This is a genomic window from Streptomyces tibetensis, from assembly GCF_007655005.1.
GTDB classification, from domain to species: Bacteria; Actinomycetota; Actinomycetes; order Streptomycetales; family Streptomycetaceae; genus Streptomyces; species Streptomyces tibetensis.
Genome location: NZ_SZVW01000016.1, coordinates 214,673 through 231,300, shown reverse-complemented (window position 1 = coordinate 231,300; position 16,628 = coordinate 214,673). Strand labels below are relative to the sequence as shown.

Below are 16,628 nucleotides of genomic sequence, written 5' to 3'. Positions count from 1 at the left end.
GAACGACGTCAAGCGCGGGACACGGCCCCGGCAGGCATGCCGACAGGGCTCTCTGACCTGACCGTCGGTGTGGTCCTCCCTGGCCTGGCGACGATGGCACCTTGAGCGCGCCGCTCTCGAAGCCGAGGGCGGCGGCCGCAAGAGGGGAGATTCACCGGTGTGGTCCGCTTTGCTACTCGGCCAGCTCCGCCAGCCACGGATGCCCAGGGTGTACGCGCTCCAGCCACCCGCGCAGGGCATCCCGTCGTGCCGGGCCCAACAGCGGCAGCACCCCATCGAAGTCCTCCTGGTCCTTGGGCCGAGACGCCTTCGCTTTGAACAGCAGTACCAACTCCGGCGCCAGGTACGGGATCTCGTCTGCCGTCCGCTCAATGATCGCTTCATACGGCAGGCGAAGAGTCTCGTCCCGCCGGCAGATCCACGTCAGACCCTCGTGCGGCTCACGGAAGACGTCGAACAGGAACTGACCGCTCGCCGGATCCCGCACCCAGGTCTGATGCGTTGCCGCCAGCACTTCATCTCCGGCCTCCGCCCAGACTCGGCCCGAACCCACCGCGTCAAACACGTACTCGGGGAAGCGGTCCCGAATCTCCGGGAACTTGGTAGCCGGCACCGCGATCTCCAGATCGCCGTGCGGCCGCGACGGTCCGCCGCGGAAGAGGTCCAGTGCCCATCCCGCCGCAATGCACCAGGGCGCACTGATTCCCGCCAGCCGCTCCGCGACCTCTTCCGGGCGCCAGGCATCCGCCCAGCGGGCATCCAGCTCGTCCGCATCGAGCACTGCACCGCCGGGCGGCACGGTTCCGGTCATCGGCACAACCTCCCGCCGCAGTCCAGCGCGACGACCGCGGCTGTCTTCTTGCCGACTGCATGCACTCAAATGCCTCCTGACAATCCTGGATTGCCCCTCCGCCCCCGGTCACAGCGCGGTTGGCAATCGCGGTGGTGGGGCGCAGCTGCGTCACCCCGTCGAGCCCCATGTGCTCTCCGTCAGCCCAACGGGGTTACCGGTCGGCACAATTCCGGAGTCCAGGACGCGTCGCGCGAGCGGTTCAAGAAGGTGTGCAAGGCGGGTGGTACCGTCGGCGCCGAGCGTCTGCCACGGCGTGACCGCCGCCGCGTCCGTGTCCGCCTCCATCTGCTCGTGAGCGGCCGCTCCAGCCTTGGTGAGGCGCCCCTCCTCGTCGATCCAGTCTCGCTCGCGCAGCTTCGCCTGCGCCGAACGCCATTCCTCAATGCTCCATTGCCGGATACGTCGCTGGAACTCGGCGTCGGTTTCCCCTGTCGCGCTCTTGAGTACCAGCGCCTCGACCGGCCCCACACGACGGCCCACCAGCACGGCCACATGTCCGTCGCCACGGTGTTCGCGCAAGGTGGTCACCGCCTGCCAGAGCCTGACGTGCGGTTGAGCAGGGCGGGGCAGCTCCTGGTTGGCCGCGCCGAGCACCCGTCCCGCGGTGTCCGCAGCGCGGGCTGCCTCCCAGGCGAGGTCGGCGGCCTCGGCCAGCTCGGCGGAGGCAACCACATCCGGACCGTAGAAATTGGTCATCGCGGCCCCCGCGGCACGCTCGCGCACCTCGATCAACTGCTGGGGAGAGGCGAGAGTCCAGGCGTCCGGCAGTACGCTCGCCGCCCGGTCGGGATGGAAGACGTAGAAGCAGCTGGTGACGACGGACGCAGGAACAGGGCCGAGCGGCGCCGCGCGCAAGGCGAAATAGCCCATCCAGTAGCCGCGCAGTCCGAGACCCTCCACGGCCTCGCGCACCTCGGGGGTGAAGTAGACCAGTTGGTGGACCGGTTCGAACCTCTCCCACATCGCCCGTGCGACGCTTTCGTTCACTTTCGGGCCCTCCCGGCTCGTCCTGCTCGGCTGCGGCGACACCAAGAGGCAGCATCCGTCATGACAGCGGTCATAACAACCCCTCGGCTTGGAGCCCCTTCGATCCCACGGTCACCACCGTGACGTGTGTCGATTGTCCGGTCGCCAGCAGGCGCGGCATGCTGCCCCAATGCCCCTGAAGACGATCCCTCCGCTCTCCCGCCGTACGCTGCTGCGCGCGCTGGGCTCCGGCGCGGTGCTCGGTGGACTCACCGGGTGTGGTGTCCCGGCCGCGTATGTACGCCCCGAAGACCGCGCCGCCGTGGATCTGTCCTCCACCGATCAGCGGCTGAACTGGGCGAACTGGCCGCTGTACATCGACACCGATGACGAGCGTCCCTCGCGGCGGCCCACCCTTGAGGCCTTCGAGAAACGCACAGGAATCTCCGTCGAGTACGTCGAGGAGATCAACGACAACGACGAGTTCTTCGGCAAGATCAGCCCCGCGCTGATGAACCATCAGCCCACCGGCCGCGATCTGATCGTCGTCAGCGACTGGATGAGCGCACGGTTCGTGCGGCTCGGCTGGGTGCAGGAGATGGACCGAGCCCGGCAGCCGAACGTGACCCGGTACCTCGACCCGCAGTTGCGGTCGCCCGCGTTCGACCCCGGGCGCACGTGCACGGTGCCGTGGCAGTCCGGCATCACCGGCATCGTGTACAACCGGCGCAGGACCGGCCGGGAGATACGGCAGGTGTCGGATCTGTGGGCGAGCGACCTGAAGGGCCGGGTCACACTGCTGTCCGGTCTGGACGAAGCGTTCGCGCTGCTGATGCAGGGCAACGGCGTCGACATCACCCGGTGGACGGCCGACGACTTCCACACCGTCTGTGACCAGGTGGAGCAGCAGGTGAAGGCGGGACAGATCCGTCGCTTCACGGGCAATGACTACATCAAGGACCTGTCCAGTGGCGACGTCCTGGCATGCCAGGCGTACTCGGGAGATGTGATCCAGCTCCAGGCGGACGATCCGGACATCCAATTCGTCGTCCCCGAAGAAGGCGCCGAGCTGTGGTCCGAGTCGCTGATGATTCCCGACCTCGCCCGCCACAAAGCGAATGCGGAGCGGCTCATCGACTACTACTACGATCCGGAGGTCGCCGCCGAGCTGGCCGCCTGGGTCAACTACGTCTGCCCGGTCCCCGCCGCCCGGGACGTCCTTGCCTCTGCTCAGGACGAGGCGAGCGCCGCCCTCGCCGAGAACCCGTTGATCTTCCCTGACGAGGAGATGCGCAGCAGGCTCGCCGTCGCACGGGACGTCGACCCGGACGAGCGCGTGGAGTTCGGCAAACGGTGGAATCAGATCGCGGGATTGTGAGGAGGGCCGTCCCCATCGGCCGCGTGTCTGTGACCTGGTCCGGTGGTGAGCGTTCGGTACTGCTCGCGTTGGTCGATCGTCCTTGAACTCCCCGGGTGGTCGGCGTGTCCGTCAGTGACGGCGCGGCGGTACCGGGTCCTGGTAGGCGCGGTGCCGGGCCGCGCCGGGGCGGCAGCGCAGCAGGCGTGCAAGGATCAGCCGGCCGCCGCGGAGGGCGCCGTGGTGGTGGAGTGCCTGGACGGCGTACGTGGAGCAGCTCGGGGCGTACGGGCAGCACGGCGGCCGGGTCGGGCTGACCGCGACGCGGTAGTGCCGCACGGACCGGTACATCGCGGCGGCCAACCGGCCGCGCGGCGGGGGCGCGGCCGGGTCGGCGCCGTGACCGGCGGTGAGCGAGGGGCGCAGCAGCGTGAGCCACAGGGCCGCCGCCTGGGACCACGCGCCGCCGCAGCAACACGGGTGCGTCAGTGTGTCGAGCGTGGCCGCGCAGCAGCCTTCCTTCTCGCCGTCCTCGTTTCTCCTCCGGCCGTGCTGACCGTTCCGCGACACTGCCCACCCCCGCTTCTTCGCAACGGGGAGAGATCATACGAAGGTGCGGGAACAAGACGCTCGGGGCCTGCGGCGGGCGGCCGGGCATCCCTCTCGGCGCGGCGCGTTGTGCGTCCTCCACGTTCACCGAACAGCCGACCGGCTCGGTGGCCGCTGCTCTGTGCTGGAGAGAATTGCCGGGCCGCAATGGCCTTCAGCCGATGTCGAAGGCATTCGGCAGACCGAGGAGGTAGCGGGTGCGGTCGTGGCGTCTGAGGGGCTCCAGTTCGGGGGCTCGGTACAGGGGGGTCACGGTGCAGCGCTGTGCGGTGGATCCGCATCGGTCCAGCAGGGCGTTGACAGCCTGCCGGGCCGAGGAATTGGCGCCCTCCATGGTGGCGAGGTCGATGGGTACTGACACGTAGTCGCCGGCCAGGAAGAGGTTGGGAATCTTCGTGGCCGATCGCGGGCGGTGATGGAAGGTGCCCACCGGGTGGATGAGCAGCTGTTCGTCGTTGACGGGATGCGGCGTGCCGAGTCCGTCGACAGCGGGGTCGAGGAACCAGGAGTGCAGCACGGAGTCCTTCAGGACCGTACGGCCGCTGTCGTTGAGCGACGCCTTGAGCTGCGCCCACACCTCGCGTGCGACTTCGGTCCGGGTGCACTGCTTGGCGGTCTTGCCGTACAGGATGCCGGGGCGGTCCCACTCGGAGACGTCCACGGACAGGCAGTCCGCGACCGTACCGTCGCCGTAATCGGCCGGGAAGTCGCGGCGGGGCCAGTGCTGGGCCTGGGCGATCGCGGTCAGCGACCACGGGGAGTCGATGAGGTCGAGGTGGCCGTGCACGATCGGCATGCGTTCGGTCAGGTAGAACTGAATGCCCGTCATCCAGTCCGTCTCCAGGCGGTCGCACGCGGCCAGCTGGGGGTCGGCTGCGCGGACGGCGGAGTTCCATGTGCGGCGGGCGTGCTCGACGGGCATCGCCGAGATGTAGTGGTCGGCGGTGACGGTCCGGCGCACGCCGGAGCGGTCCTCCACGACGGCTCCGGCGATCGCATCCGCGTCCAGGGCCAGGTCCCGTACGGTCCAGCCGACGCGGAACTCGACCCCGAGTGACCGCAGGTAAGTTACCCAGGGGTCGATCCATGCCTCGTTGGTGGGGGCGTTGAGGATCCGGTCCAGTGGTCCGTCCGCGCCCCGTCCGAGGAGGTTGAAGGCGAAGGCCTCCAGCAGGGTGCCGACCGTACGAGTGCTGGCCTCCTCCGCTTTGGTGGCCACGATGTTGCGGGTGATGCCGACGGCAAGGACCCGTTGGTAGTCGTAGGACATCCGTCCGGCCCGCACGAAGTCCCACCAGGGCGTTCGCTCCCATACGGTGTCGCGGCGCTGGTCGCAGCTGGTGAGAAAGACCAGGAAGCGGTTGGCGAAGTAGAGGGCTTCGTGAAGGGGGAGGTTGAAGGCAGTGTCCAGAACGGCGGTGAAGGCGCGGCGGATTTCGTCGGGGGTGAGTTCGGCCGGTGTGTTGTCGGGCCAGGGCAGCGGGATCCGGATGTCCTCACGGCCGCCCGACCTGACGAACAGCATCTCCTTCGGGGCGACGAGGTTGTCGTGAACGCCGCCCGGGTTGCCGGGGAACGGGATGCGCCGCATCGTGTCGGGCAGATTGTGGTAGATGCCGGGGATGAAGCGGAAGCCGTGCTCGCCCGGCAGGGGACGCCGGCCGCCCGTGCCACTGTCCGGCACGTCCATGCTGCGGGCCTTGCCGCCAAGTGCCTTGCGTTCGTAGACCGTTACCCGGAAGCCGCGCTCGGCGAGTTCGTGTGCGGCCGTGAGCCCGGCGACGCCGCCGCCCAGGACCGCCACGGTCTGCGGTGTGGAGGCGTTCTCGGCCGATGCCGCTTCTGGGGCTGCGAGGGCTGACCCGCCGCCGGCGGCCGCGGCAGTGCCCAGGAACTCTCTGCGCGTGGTGCCACTCATCGCCACCCCTTACCGTTGGTAACGTCGGCCGCACGAGGATATGGGCGAGACAACAATCCCGGAAGGCGGCAGACGCAACTTGGCCTGATGGCACACCACTTGGCCCGCTGGCGGCGCACACCCAGCCTCTGTATGGCAGTTCCGCGCCGCTTGCAGATGTCACGACACCTCACTCGATGCCGAGTCGACGCCGTCACAGGTTGGCGTCCCGATCGACGGCGTTCTTGGGCACGGGTTGCAACCGCCGATGCCAACAGGTCAGCGCCTGCGCCCGGTGCACCGAGGACTGGCGGCGTGCAGCGCTGTCACGCCTGAAGCGGCATCCCCGGCACCGGAGCTAGGGCAGAGCCTGTTCGGCCCAGATCACCTTGCCTTGCGGGGTGTACCGGGTGCCCCAGCGCTCGGCCATCTGCGACACCAGGAACAGGCCCCGGCCACCCTCGTCCGTCGTCGCGGCGTAGCGCAGATGGGGTGAGGTGCTGCTGCCGTCGGCGACCTCGCAGATCAGCGTGCGGTCGCGGATCAGCCGTACATGGATCGGCCCGGAGCCGTAGCGGATGGCGTTGGTGATCAGCTCACTCAGGATGAGCTCCATGGTGAAGCCGAGCTCCGCCAGGCCCCAGGCGTCGAGCCTTTGGGACACAGCGTCGCGCATACCCGCGACGGCGGCGGGGTCGGGTGGCACGTCCCAGTCGGCGACCCGGTCGGGCGGCAGTTGCCGCGTGCGGGCGACGAGCAGGGCGACGTCGTCCTTGGGGCGGCCGGGAAGCACACTGTCCAGCACGTCCTGACAGGTCTCCTCGGGTGGCCGGCCGGGGTTGCCGGTGAGCGCCTCGCGCAGCAGCTCCATTCCCACGTCCAGGTCGCGCCTGCGGTCCTCGATGAGGCCGTCCGTGTACAGGACGAGCTGGGTGCCCTCAGCGAGGCACAGCTCCGCGGTCCGGAACGGCATGCCGCCGAGGCCCAGCGGTGGACCGGCGGGCACGTCCGGAAAGGTGACGGTTCCGTCGGGACGGACCAGCGCGGGCGCCAGATGTCCCGCCCGCGCCACGACGTAACGGCGCGTCACGGGGTCGTAGATCCCGTACAGGCAGGTGGCGCCCACGACGCCAGCCGCGCTCTCCGCGGTCTCGCTCTGGTCGATGCTTCCGACCAGGTCGTCCAGATGGCTCAGCAGCTCGTCGGGGGGCAGGTCGAGGGCGGAGAAGTTGTGCACCGCCGTGCGCAGCCGTCCCATCGTTGCGGCGGCGTGGAGGCCGTGGCCGACCACATCGCCGACGGCCAGTGCCACCCGGCTGCCCGGCATGGGAATCACGTCGAACCAGTCCCCGCCCACGCCCGACTGGGCGGGGAGGTAGCGGTAGGCGATGTCGAGGGCGTTCTGCTCGGGCATGGCCTGCGGCAGCAGGCTGCGCTGGAGGGTGACCGCCAGGGCGTGCTCGCGGGTGTAGCGGCGGGCATTGTCGATGCTGATCGCGGCACGGGCCACCAACTCCTCCGCCAGCGACACGTCCTCCTCGTTGAAACGCTCATGCTGCTGCGTACGCCAGAAGGTGGCCATGCCCAGCACGACGCCACGGGCCTGAATGGGCGCTGTGATGAGGGAGTGGATGCCGTAGTCGATGATCGCCTTGGCCCGTTCCGGGTCCTGCACGCGCCAGCCCGTTGCGGTCGGCAGATCCCTCACCAGTTGGGAGCGGCCGCTGCCGTAGCCGCGCGCCTGCGGCGTGGACGGAAGGTAATCGAAGAGCCGGCCCTGCTCGGTGAGCGGATGGTCGTCCACGATGCCGGACACGGCGGCGCGTCGCATGGCCGTACCCGTGGGGGCAGGCTCCTCGCCGTGCAGGACGGCGTCGGCCAGGTCCACGGTGACGAAGTCCGCGAAGCGCGGAATGGGGACTCGCGCCAGCTCGTCGGCGGTGCGCAGCACGTCCAGGCTGGTACCGATGTGGAGTCCGGCGTCGTACAGCAGCCTGAGCCGCTCCCGGGCGACCTCCGCCCTGCCCGTCACCGCCTGCAACTCGGTGGAGTCGCGTAGTGTCACCACCGTTTCCCTGGGCCCTCCCTCGCGCCCTGTGGGCCGCTGGTTGACCGCGAGCAACCGCTCTCCCGCGAGGTGCACCTCGTCGGTCGCCTCGCGTCCGGAGGCGACCAGCGCCTTCATGTCGGGATCGAGGCCCGGCAGGTCCGAGACGAGCCGCCCCTTGATGTCCGGGGGCAGCTCCAGCAGCCGTCTGGCCTCGTCGTTCGCCAGCATCAGCCGCCCGTCGGCGGCCACGATCAGCACCCCTTCCTTGACGGAGTGGAGCACAGTGTCGTGGTGCTCGTACATCAGGGCCATCTCGTCCGGGGCAAGGCTGTGTGTCTGCCGCCGCAGCCGCCGGCCCACCAGTGCCGTCACTCCGGCCGACAACGCGAGCGCTCCCGCCCCGGCGCCCAGGATGATCGGTAGTTGCTGGTTCAACTGGCTTTCGACGTTCTTGACCTTCATCCCGGCCGAGACCAGGCCCACCACCTCGCTGTCGGCGTCCTTGATCGGGACCGTGGCCTGCACCTCGCGACCGAGCGGGCCGTCGACGCTCTCCACGTAGACCTTCCCTGCCAGCGACGGCCCGATCTCGCCCACGAACCGTTTTCCGATGCGGTCCGGCAAGGGATGCGTGTACCGGATGCCCGTGGTGTCCATGACCACGATGAAGTCGACGTCGGCGGCCCGGCGTGCCGCCTCGGTGAGCGGCTGGAGAATCCTGCTGGGATCCGGGGTCTGCAATGCCGCCAGGACACCCGGCGAGTGCGCGAAGGTCTGCGCCACGGCCGTGGAGCGGCGCCTGGCCTCGGCGCTGCTGTCCCGCTCCGACTGCAGGATGAGGGCGAAGACGCCGCAGGCCACGAGCAGCACTACCAGAGCCACCTGGAAAACCAACACCTGCCCGGCTACAGTCCGCGTGCTCTTGCTGAACAGACGCTTGACCGACAGGTGTCGAAGACGGGCGAAAAGACTCGCCATGCGACCTTTCTAACACCGGTGATCCCAAGTGGCCAGGGCGCGCCCGATTCCTGTTCGGCCGACCTGGGGCGTCTGCGCGGCCGTGCGTCGCGTCGCCTCGGATCTCCTCGGGACCTGGCCGACCCTCGCACATTCCCATGCGCGCATGATCCTTCCACACCCTCCGACCGATTCGACCGATAAGATACTTTTGTGATCATGTCTGCACGGCCGTGGCGTCGTCGCCCCGCCTACAGCGGCCGATGGGAAGCTGCCCGGCTGGCGCCCCTCATCCTGACCGTTCTCATCGCCGGCCTGGCGTTCTCCACCCCCAGGGAGATCGCGTTCAGCCGTCTTCTTCCCGTCGCGCCCGCCCTCGCGGCCGCCATGTGGCCCGTGCTCCCCACGATGGTCCTGGGGGCCTTCTGCCTCGTGCTCATGATCGTCCTCAGCTTCTTCCACACCGATCTGGGAACGCCGTACACGTCGGCCGCGATCATCGCGGTCACCCTGGCGGCCGCATACGGCAGTCATGTCCGACTTCAGCGGGAGGAGACGCTCTTCCAGGTCCGGCTTGTGGCCGACGCGGCCCAGACGGTGCTGCTGCGCCCGCTGCCGCGCCGCATCGAGGGCGTCGAGATCGAGTCGCTGTATCTGGCAGCTCAGGAACAAGCGCGGATCGGCGGTGATTTCTACGAGGCGATCGGTACTCCGCACGGGGTCCGGCTGCTCATCGGTGACGTACGGGGCAAAGGTCTGTCAGCGGTGGGGGCGGCCTCGGCGGTGATCAGCTGCTTCAGGGAGGCCGCCTACGACGAGCCGGACCTGCAGGGCATCGTCCACCGCCTGGAGACCACCGTCACACGCCACAGCGCCGCGTTTCCCGTCCAGGACCAGCCCGAGCACTTCGCCACCGCTCTCCTCGCCGAGATCCCGCACGGCGGCGGCCGGCTACGACTTCTGAACTGCGGGCACCCCCCGCCGCTGATCGCGCATTCCGGGAAGGTCCGGGTCCTGGAGCCCACCATCCCCTCCCCGCCCCTCAACCTCGCATCGATCATCGGTGACCGCTACTGGGTCGACATCGTCTCCTTCGCCCCGGGTGAGCAGTTGCTGCTCTACACGGACGGCGTATCGGAGACCCGGGACCACATGGGCCGGTTCTTCCCGTTGCCGGACTGGATGCGGCGACAGGACCTGGAGCACCCCCGCGAACTGCTCGACCAGTTGCATCGGGATCTGCTCCGGCACAGCGGCGGAAGGCTCGACGACGACATCGCGGCTCTCGCGCTGAGACGTACCACCGTGCCGGATCGGGGGATCATCGGCGCCGAGGGCTGATCGTCGTGTCGGCGACCGATGGATGGGCAGTGCTTCGCCCGCGCTGCACCGCTTTGCGCCTCGGGACAGCTCGGGACGGCCTGGCTCCTCGGGACGGCTTGGGCGCCGCAGCGCGGCCGGTCACGGAATCGACCTCAACGTCATGGGTACCCCGCATCCGAAGCCAACAATTCCAAGCTGCATTCGGAGAGTCATGACACAGGGGATTGAGAACGGGAAGGGCAATCGGTTCTGCAAGGCATGCGGCACGCCCGCCGAGGACGGGAAGCTGTGCAGCCACTGCGGCACTGTTCTGGACTTTCCCGATGGGGATGGGCTGATCGAAGACGAAGGTGCGGCAGTGCGCCGGGACTTCGAGGGACGTGTTGGGCAGCACGACCAGGAGTGACTGACACCGCAACGAACCTGGCCTGCCGGAAGCGGAACGGCCGCGCCCCCGGGTATCGGTGACGTACCGTCAGTCCACAGTGGAGCACAGGAGCCGGCACGCGCGTCCCGGCCCCCGTCGACGCTCCTGTTTCGCTGCACGGCGTCCTGTGCGTACACGCTCGGGGAAACAGAGCTCGGCGGCGGCAGCGCCACCACCGACGGCGGTGCCGGGATGCCACCTCATGTCCCAGCCGACGAGGTGCTCCTCGACGTCGAGGGACCGGCGAACGTGAACCCGGTTTTCAGGCATCAGCCGGCTGGAGGGCGAGGTTCGCGGATGCCTCTCTCGTCGAGATCCGCCCGTGGCGGGTTAGGAGAGACCGCGGTGTCAGTTGCAGCGGATCAGAGGATCGGTCTCGGAGCTGACGGACGTGTCCTTCATCCATCCCCAGACTCCGTTGTCCGCCTTTGTCAGCAACCAGCGGTTCGGGTGCGGGCCTCCCACATAAGCGCCGTTGTCGAGCCGGCAACTGAACCAGCTGTAGGTGGTGTACATGTATCCGACGACCTTGCCGGTGCCGTTGAAATTGTCGTACACCTTCGCGGCGTAAACGTTGTAGCAGTAATGGGCGTTCGTCTCGAGCGTGCACTGGTGCTGGGCGCCCGCGGAGGCCGTGGGCGCGATCAAGCCCAAGCTCCCGAGCGCGGCGGCGATGGTCAGCGCGGCGGCTCGTACTCGCAGGTGAGGTCGCATGGAGATCCCCCTCTTCTGACTGCCGTGGTCAGCACTGGGCTGAGGCCGGCAGGTTGGCGGATGGGACGCCCTTGACGTGCACGGCGCGGCTCGATCTGCCCGCGAGGCCGCTCCATAGGTCTCGTGCGTCTTACCGGTGGTGAGCGTGGCCGGCTCCTTGCGGCCGGGGTGACAGGAGCTCGTGCACCGAAAGGCTAGGAGGGCGCAGTCAGGAACGGTCCTGACAGATGTCAGGGATTGGACGACTTCGCGAGCGGGTGTGGAGGAAGCGAAGACGACAGGTACCGCGCAGCGGAGCCCCCTCCTCAGATCGCTGGGCGACGCAGCACGTCGGTGGGATCCCAGTCGCTCTTCCAGAAGGGTTCGAGCCCGTACTCGTTGATGAACTGCCGTTCGGCCTCGTGGATGGGATACATGCCTTGGATGGTGATCACGTCGTGGCCTTCGTGTCCCGGAATGCCGACGTCGATGCCCAGGTGGTCGTCTGCGTCGAGGACCATCGGTGCGAAGACGAAGAACGCCGTCATCTCCGACTCGGGCACGATGCGCTCGCCGAAGTTGATCGTGCTGCCGTAGCTGAAGGGGCACGTGCCACGCAGCTGCTCGGCGAGGTAGCCCACCGCGTGGGCCCAGATCACATTCGTCGAGTTCACGCTGAGGCAGAGTTCCGGTGATCCGTGCTGCCAATCCGGATGATCTGCCAGCGACAAGCCGTAGGTGAGCGTCGTGAGGAGGCCGTCCGGCAAGTCGTCGTACACGATCTCCGTCACGCCCCGCAGCCCCTGCTTGGTCGACTCGACAGGAAAGAACCGGGGCTCCCGTCCCCCGGAAAGTCGATCGAGATGGGCGAGGTACTTCTCTACGCGACTGGCCATGTGCCCAGCCTGCACGCTCGCTCACCGGTGCCTGCCATCGGGGCCGCCAAAAGCCCCCCCGGGCCCGCAACACCTCCACAAGAGGGACCGACTTCATGTGAGGAACTGTCTCAACCCGCTGTGACACTGGTGACAGAACAGTGACGAAGCGCTCCACAACCATCGGTGAGCACCCCGGGTCTCATGATGCGTGGACGGCAACGACCGCCGTCTGCGACGCACTGACTCAGACCACAACCGGGGGAACATCATGAAGTCGACCCGCCGCAAGGCAGCCACCGCCGCCGTCCTGACCGTCGCCGCCCTGGGCGGAACACTCGCCGCCACCGCACCGGCCTCGGCTGCCACGCCCACTCGCTACAACGGCGCCTGTGGCACCGGATACGACGTCATCCGGGCCACGCCGATCCACTCCTCGCAGTCCACCATCCCTGCCACCACGTTCGTGACCTACAACAGCAGCGCCGGCAAGGTCTGCGCGGTCACCGTGCGCACCAACCCGGGTGCCCGCGTCTTCATGGAGGTCACACTGGACACCTGGCCCTACAGCAGCGGCCAGGCCAAGGACTCCGGCTCCTTCACCAGCTACGCGGGCCCGGTCTACAAGGACGTCCCCGACGACGGGCAGTGCCTGACGTGGAGCGGCTCGTTCGACATCTACTACAACTCGGACAACGGCAACTGCACCTGACCGGACGCCTCCAAGTCGGGGAACCCGTCACCCGGGGACCTGTGAGGGCTTGCCTCGTGCTTCGGGCGGAAATCCCTCTCGGTCACCACGGCACCCGCGGAGTGGAGCGTCGCTGCGGCCGGCTGCCCAGAGGGCGGCCGGACCGGGGGATGGTGACCGACGTAGACCGCATTGGCCGGCACGAGCGCCGGGCGATACGGATCGGCCGCTCGCCACCGGCTTCTGGGGCCGCGCCACCGTCCACGAGCAGGCCGCGCCACCGTCCACGAGCAGGCCGCACCGTCGCCACCGCTGCCCAACCGCCTCAGCCCCCCCCAGCGCCCAGCCGCCGCATGAAAGTCCCGGGCCCGGCCAGTCCCTCTCGCGGGGCGGGATCGCGGGGCTCAAGAGGGGTCGGGGGGACTTGAAGTGGACGAGGGGGGAACTGGGAGGGCAGCCCTGACGCGCGAGGGCGGGCCGGATGCCCGGACGCCCGGTTCCTGCACCGGAAGAGAGACCACGATGGCGCACGAAGACGACACTCGGGAGGCCGTGCCGAACACGCCGAGGACGCGCGCCGACGGCGACGGCCTGACGCGCCATCGTCCTCTGCGGGAGCGGCACGTCGAGGAGACGGTCGAGGTCGCGGTGCCGGTGCGGACGGCGTACAACCAGTGGACACAGTTCAAGACGTTCCCGCGTTTCTCGACCGTGGTGCACGGCGTCGAACAGATCAGGCCGACCGTGACCGCCTGGACCATCGGCTACGGCCCCCTGCGCCGCCGCTTCGCGGTCGAGATCGTGGAGCAGGACCCCGATGCCTACCTGGCGTGGCGCGCTCTGGAGCAGAACCCTTCCCACCAGGGCGAGGTCGAGTTCAGGCCGACGGCGTCCGGCGGTACCGCCATCACTGTCCGATTGCTCCTGGAACCGCGGGGAGCCGCGAGGATCCTCAACCGCTCCTCCAGGGCCGCCCGGCTGACCGCCCGTCTGGTGCAGGGCGAACTCGTGAACTTCAAGCAGTTCATCGAGGGGCTCGGGCAGGAGGGCGGGGCCTGGCGCGGCACCATCCGCAACGGCCGCGTGCAGCACGATCACCCGGAACCGCCCAGGAGCCGCGTGGCGCAGTGGCCCGTCGGCTGACCGGCGTGACGGACACGGCAAGAGAAAGGCGAACCGATGCAGAACCCGCCCGGCGAGGAGCCGGAGACCAGCCTCTCCGTGACACCGCCGAAGAAGTGGGCAGCCGGAATCCCCGCGGTCGTGCACGCGCTGGAGTACTCCCTGGAGCAGACCTCCCCCCGCAAGACCGGGGTGGATTTGCTGACCATGAACCAGGTGGGCGGAATCGACTGCCCCGGCTGCGCGTGGGCGGACCCGGCCCCGGGCCGGCGCCATCGCAACGAGTACTGCGAGAACGGCGCCAAGCACATTGCGCGTGGGCGGACCCGGCCCCGGGCCGGCGCCATCGCAACGAGTACTGCGAGAACGGCGCCAAGCACATCAACGACGAGGCCACCACGCGCCGGATCACCGCCGACTTCTTCCGTGAGCACAGCGTCTCCGACCTCGCGAGGCGCTCCGACATGTGGCTCAACCAGCAGGGTCGGCTCACCGAGCCGATGATCAAGCGGCCCGGTTCCGAGCACTACGAGCCCATCGGCTGGAACGACGCCCTGGGCGTCCTCGCGCGGGAACTCACGGCGCTGGCCTCCCCCGACGAGGCCGTCTTCTACACCTCGGGCCGCGCCAGCAACGAGGCCGCCTTCGTCCTGCAGCTCTTCGCCCGCGCCTTCGGCACCAACAACCTGCCCGACTGCAGCAACATGTGCCACGAGTCCAGCGGCTTCGCCCTGAGCGAGACCCTGGGCACCGGCAAGGGCACCGTCAGCCTCGACGACCTCCACCACGCCGATCTGATCTTCCTCGTCGGGCAGAACCCGGGTACCAACCACCCTCGTCAGCTCAGCGCGTTGGAGGAGGCCAAGCGGCGCGGCGGCCGGATCGTTGCGGTCAACCCGCTGCCGGAGGCCGGGCTGCGACGCTTCAAGAACCCGCAGAAACCGCGCGGGCTCGTCGGACGCGGCACCCAGATCGCCGACCGCTTCCTGCACATCAAGCCCGGCGGCGACCTCGCCCTGTTCCAGGCCCTCAACCGCCTGCTGCTGGAGGCCGAGGACGCCCGGCCCGGCAGCGTCCTGGACCACGACTTCATCGACGCCCACACCACGGGCTTCGAGGAGTTCGCCCAGCATGCCCGCGCTGTCGACTGGGACGACGTCCACACGGCGACCGGACTGACCCGCGAGGAGATCGAGAAGGTCCGCGACGAGGTTCTGAACAGCGAACGTGTCATCGTCTGCTGGGCGATGGGCATCACCCAGCACAAGCACGGTGTTCCCACCATCCGGGAGATCGTCAACTTCCTGATGCTGCGCGGCAACCTGGGGCGCGCCGGCACCGGCGCCTGCCCGGTGCGCGGCCACAGCAACGTCCAGGGCGACCGCACGATGGGCATCTGGGAGCAGATGCCCGGCACCTTCCTGGACGCTTTGCAGGAGGAGTTCGGCTTCGATCCGCCGCGCCCGCACGGCCTGGACTCGGTGAACTCGATCAAGGCGATGCGCGAGGGCCGCGTCAAGGTCTTCCTCGCCCTGGCCGGCAACTTCGTCCGCGCCGCTCCCGACAGCGACGTCACCGAGGAGGCGATGCGCTCGTGCCGGGTGACCGCCCACATCTCCACCAAGCTCAACCGCTCGCACACCGTGTGCGGCGACACCGCGCTGATCCTTCCGACCCTGGGACGCACCGAGCGTGACGTCCAGGCCGACGGCGAGCAGTTCGTCACCGTCGAGAACTCCATGAGCGAGGTGCACACCTCGCAGGGACGCCTCGAACCGGCCTCTCGGCTACTGCTCAGCGAGGTCGCCATCCTGTGCCGGCTCGCCCGCCGCACCCTGGACGGCAAGGCGGGCATCCCCTGGGACGCGTTCGAGGGCGACTACGGCACCATCCGCGATCGCATCTCCCGCATCGTGCCGGGTTTCCACGATTTCAACGCACGGGTGGCCCGCCCCGGGGGCTTCCAACTGCCCAACCCGGTCAACGAGGGTGTCTTCAACAACACAGTCGGCAAGGCCCTGTTCACCTGCAACGAGCGCGTGGTCCCCCGGGCGCCCGAGGGACACCTGCTGCTGCAGACGCTGCGCTCGCACGACCAGTGGAACACCGTCCCCTACACCAACAACGACCGTTACCGCGGTATCCACGGAAGCCGTCACGTGGTGCTCGTCAACCCGGCCGACCTGAGCGACCTCGGCCTCCTCCGGGGCGATCACGTCGACCTGGTGAGCGTCTGGGCGGATGGTTCCGAGCGCCGAGCCGAGAACTTCGAGGTCGTTCCCTACCCGGCCGCCAAGGGCTCGGCGGCCGCCTACTATCCGGAGACGAACGTTCTGGTGCCGCTGGACAGCGTCGCCGACATCAGCAACCAGCCCACGTCGAAGGGCATCGTCGTGCGCCTCGAGCCCACGCTAGACCGGGCGGTTTGACACGCCGGTGCACTCAAGTCGTGGCTCCGGTCAGCAGGAACTGCTGCAGGACGACGAACTGCTTCCACACGAGGAGGAGCTGCTCCCGCAGGACGACGAGCTGCTTCCACACGATGAGGAAGTACCGCTGGAGCAGCCACTCGACGTGCCTTCGCTCCCGCCTGCCTCCCACCAGGATGAGTGGTCGACCGGGCTGTAGGCGTCATGCGGCGTCGTTGCGCTGTGCGTTCCACTGCTGGTCGGCCAGGCTCCGAGGCCTGGCCCGGAGCTCGCCCCGTACACGGTTGCCCGCGCGCCCAGATCGTCCCACGCGCGCTGCCATGCCCGGCGCACCATCCAGGTGACCAGTGTGACGAGTGCCAGTACGCCCACCAATACG

At 68.7% G+C, this 16,628-nt stretch carries 12 protein-coding genes and 1 pseudogene; 5 read left to right on the top strand and 8 right to left on the bottom strand.

Annotated features, from left to right (window positions below; all coding sequences use genetic code 11):
• Positions 1 to 172: 172 nt before the first annotated feature.
• Together FDO69_RS27350 and FDO69_RS27345 are read right to left on the bottom strand one after the other, a co-directional pair.
• Positions 173 to 811, bottom strand: coding sequence for a nucleotidyltransferase domain-containing protein (locus FDO69_RS27350; RefSeq protein WP_104782692.1), 639 nt, complete (start codon positions 809 to 811; stop codon positions 173 to 175).
• A gap of 150 nt (positions 812 to 961) precedes the next feature.
• Entirely contained in the window at positions 962 to 1,840 is an 879-nt protein-coding gene (locus FDO69_RS27345; protein WP_104782689.1) for an SCO6745 family protein, read from the bottom strand.
• Positions 1,841 to 2,009: 169 nt separating this feature from the next.
• Here FDO69_RS27345 and FDO69_RS27340 point away from each other — a divergent pair, with 169 nt between their 5' ends.
• The gene (locus FDO69_RS27340) at positions 2,010 to 3,197 is read left to right on the top strand and encodes an ABC transporter substrate-binding protein (protein WP_104782686.1); all 1,188 of its coding nucleotides are present in this window, start codon (positions 2,010 to 2,012) and stop codon (positions 3,195 to 3,197) included.
• Positions 3,198 to 3,308: 111 nt separating this feature from the next.
• Here FDO69_RS27340 and yidD read toward each other — a convergent pair whose 3' ends face one another.
• The 3 genes from yidD to FDO69_RS27325 all read right to left on the bottom strand — a co-directional run bounded on the left by yidD (position 3,309) and on the right by FDO69_RS27325 (position 8,710).
• A complete protein-coding gene (gene yidD / locus FDO69_RS42315) occupies positions 3,309 to 3,746 on the bottom strand; it encodes a membrane protein insertion efficiency factor YidD (protein ID WP_234388131.1) in 438 nt (145 codons plus the stop codon).
• Between the two features lie 193 nt (positions 3,747 to 3,939).
• On the bottom strand, positions 3,940 to 5,703 hold the full coding sequence (locus FDO69_RS27330; RefSeq protein ID WP_104782684.1) for a hydroxysqualene dehydroxylase: 1,764 nt from the start codon (positions 5,701 to 5,703) through the stop codon (positions 3,940 to 3,942).
• Between the two features lie 337 nt (positions 5,704 to 6,040).
• Positions 6,041 to 8,710 (bottom strand): SpoIIE family protein phosphatase, encoded by a 2,670-nt coding sequence (locus FDO69_RS27325; RefSeq protein WP_170320949.1) that lies wholly within the window; start codon positions 8,708 to 8,710, stop codon positions 6,041 to 6,043.
• Between the two features lie 192 nt (positions 8,711 to 8,902).
• Here FDO69_RS27325 and FDO69_RS27320 point away from each other — a divergent pair, with 192 nt between their 5' ends.
• The gene (locus tag FDO69_RS27320; RefSeq protein ID WP_420878545.1) at positions 8,903 to 10,030 is read left to right on the top strand and encodes a PP2C family protein-serine/threonine phosphatase; all 1,128 of its coding nucleotides are present in this window, start codon (positions 8,903 to 8,905) and stop codon (positions 10,028 to 10,030) included.
• A 757-nt stretch (positions 10,031 to 10,787) separates the two neighbouring features.
• Here FDO69_RS27320 and FDO69_RS27310 read toward each other — a convergent pair.
• Positions 10,788 to 11,153, bottom strand: coding sequence for a hypothetical protein (locus FDO69_RS27310; RefSeq protein WP_104782675.1), 366 nt, complete (start codon positions 11,151 to 11,153; stop codon positions 10,788 to 10,790).
• 305 nt (positions 11,154 to 11,458) lie between these two features.
• Entirely contained in the window at positions 11,459 to 11,923 is a 465-nt protein-coding gene (locus tag FDO69_RS27305) for a suppressor of fused domain protein (protein WP_234388130.1), read from the bottom strand.
• A gap of 355 nt (positions 11,924 to 12,278) precedes the next feature.
• Here FDO69_RS27305 and FDO69_RS27300 point away from each other — a divergent pair, with 355 nt between their 5' ends.
• From FDO69_RS27300 to FDO69_RS27290, 3 genes and pseudogenes are all read left to right on the top strand, one after another.
• The gene (locus FDO69_RS27300) at positions 12,279 to 12,719 is read left to right on the top strand and encodes a hypothetical protein (protein WP_104782778.1); all 441 of its coding nucleotides are present in this window, start codon (positions 12,279 to 12,281) and stop codon (positions 12,717 to 12,719) included.
• Positions 12,720 to 13,220: 501 nt separating this feature from the next.
• Complete coding sequence (locus tag FDO69_RS27295) at positions 13,221 to 13,841, top strand: SRPBCC family protein (RefSeq protein ID WP_104782670.1); 621 nt, start codon at positions 13,221 to 13,223, stop codon at positions 13,839 to 13,841.
• Positions 13,842 to 13,877: 36 nt separating this feature from the next.
• A pseudogene (locus FDO69_RS27290) lies at positions 13,878 to 16,249 on the top strand (FdhF/YdeP family oxidoreductase).
• A gap of 13 nt (positions 16,250 to 16,262) precedes the next feature.
• Here the strand turns inward: FDO69_RS27290 and FDO69_RS27285 are convergent.
• A complete protein-coding gene (locus FDO69_RS27285; protein WP_159030654.1) occupies positions 16,263 to 16,421 on the bottom strand; it encodes a hypothetical protein in 159 nt (52 codons plus the stop codon).
• Positions 16,422 to 16,628 lie beyond the last annotated feature (207 nt).

Excerpts from the sequence above, each read along its gene's own strand:
- FDO69_RS27325 (WP_170320949.1), bottom strand. The coding sequence starts at position 8,710 with ATGGCGAGTCTTTTCGCCCGTCTTCGACACCTGTCGGTCAAGCGTCTG.
- FDO69_RS27350 (WP_104782692.1), bottom strand. The coding sequence starts at position 811 with ATGACCGGAACCGTGCCGCCCGGCGGTGCAGTGCTCGATGCGGACGAG.
- FDO69_RS27340 (WP_104782686.1), top strand. The coding sequence starts at position 2,010 with ATGCCCCTGAAGACGATCCCTCCGCTCTCCCGCCGTACGCTGCTGCGC.
- FDO69_RS27330 (WP_104782684.1), bottom strand. The coding sequence starts at position 5,703 with ATGAGTGGCACCACGCGCAGAGAGTTCCTGGGCACTGCCGCGGCCGCC.
- FDO69_RS27310 (WP_104782675.1), bottom strand. The coding sequence starts at position 11,153 with ATGCGACCTCACCTGCGAGTACGAGCCGCCGCGCTGACCATCGCCGCC.
- FDO69_RS27300 (WP_104782778.1), top strand. The coding sequence starts at position 12,279 with ATGAAGTCGACCCGCCGCAAGGCAGCCACCGCCGCCGTCCTGACCGTC.
- FDO69_RS27295 (WP_104782670.1), top strand. The coding sequence starts at position 13,221 with ATGGCGCACGAAGACGACACTCGGGAGGCCGTGCCGAACACGCCGAGG.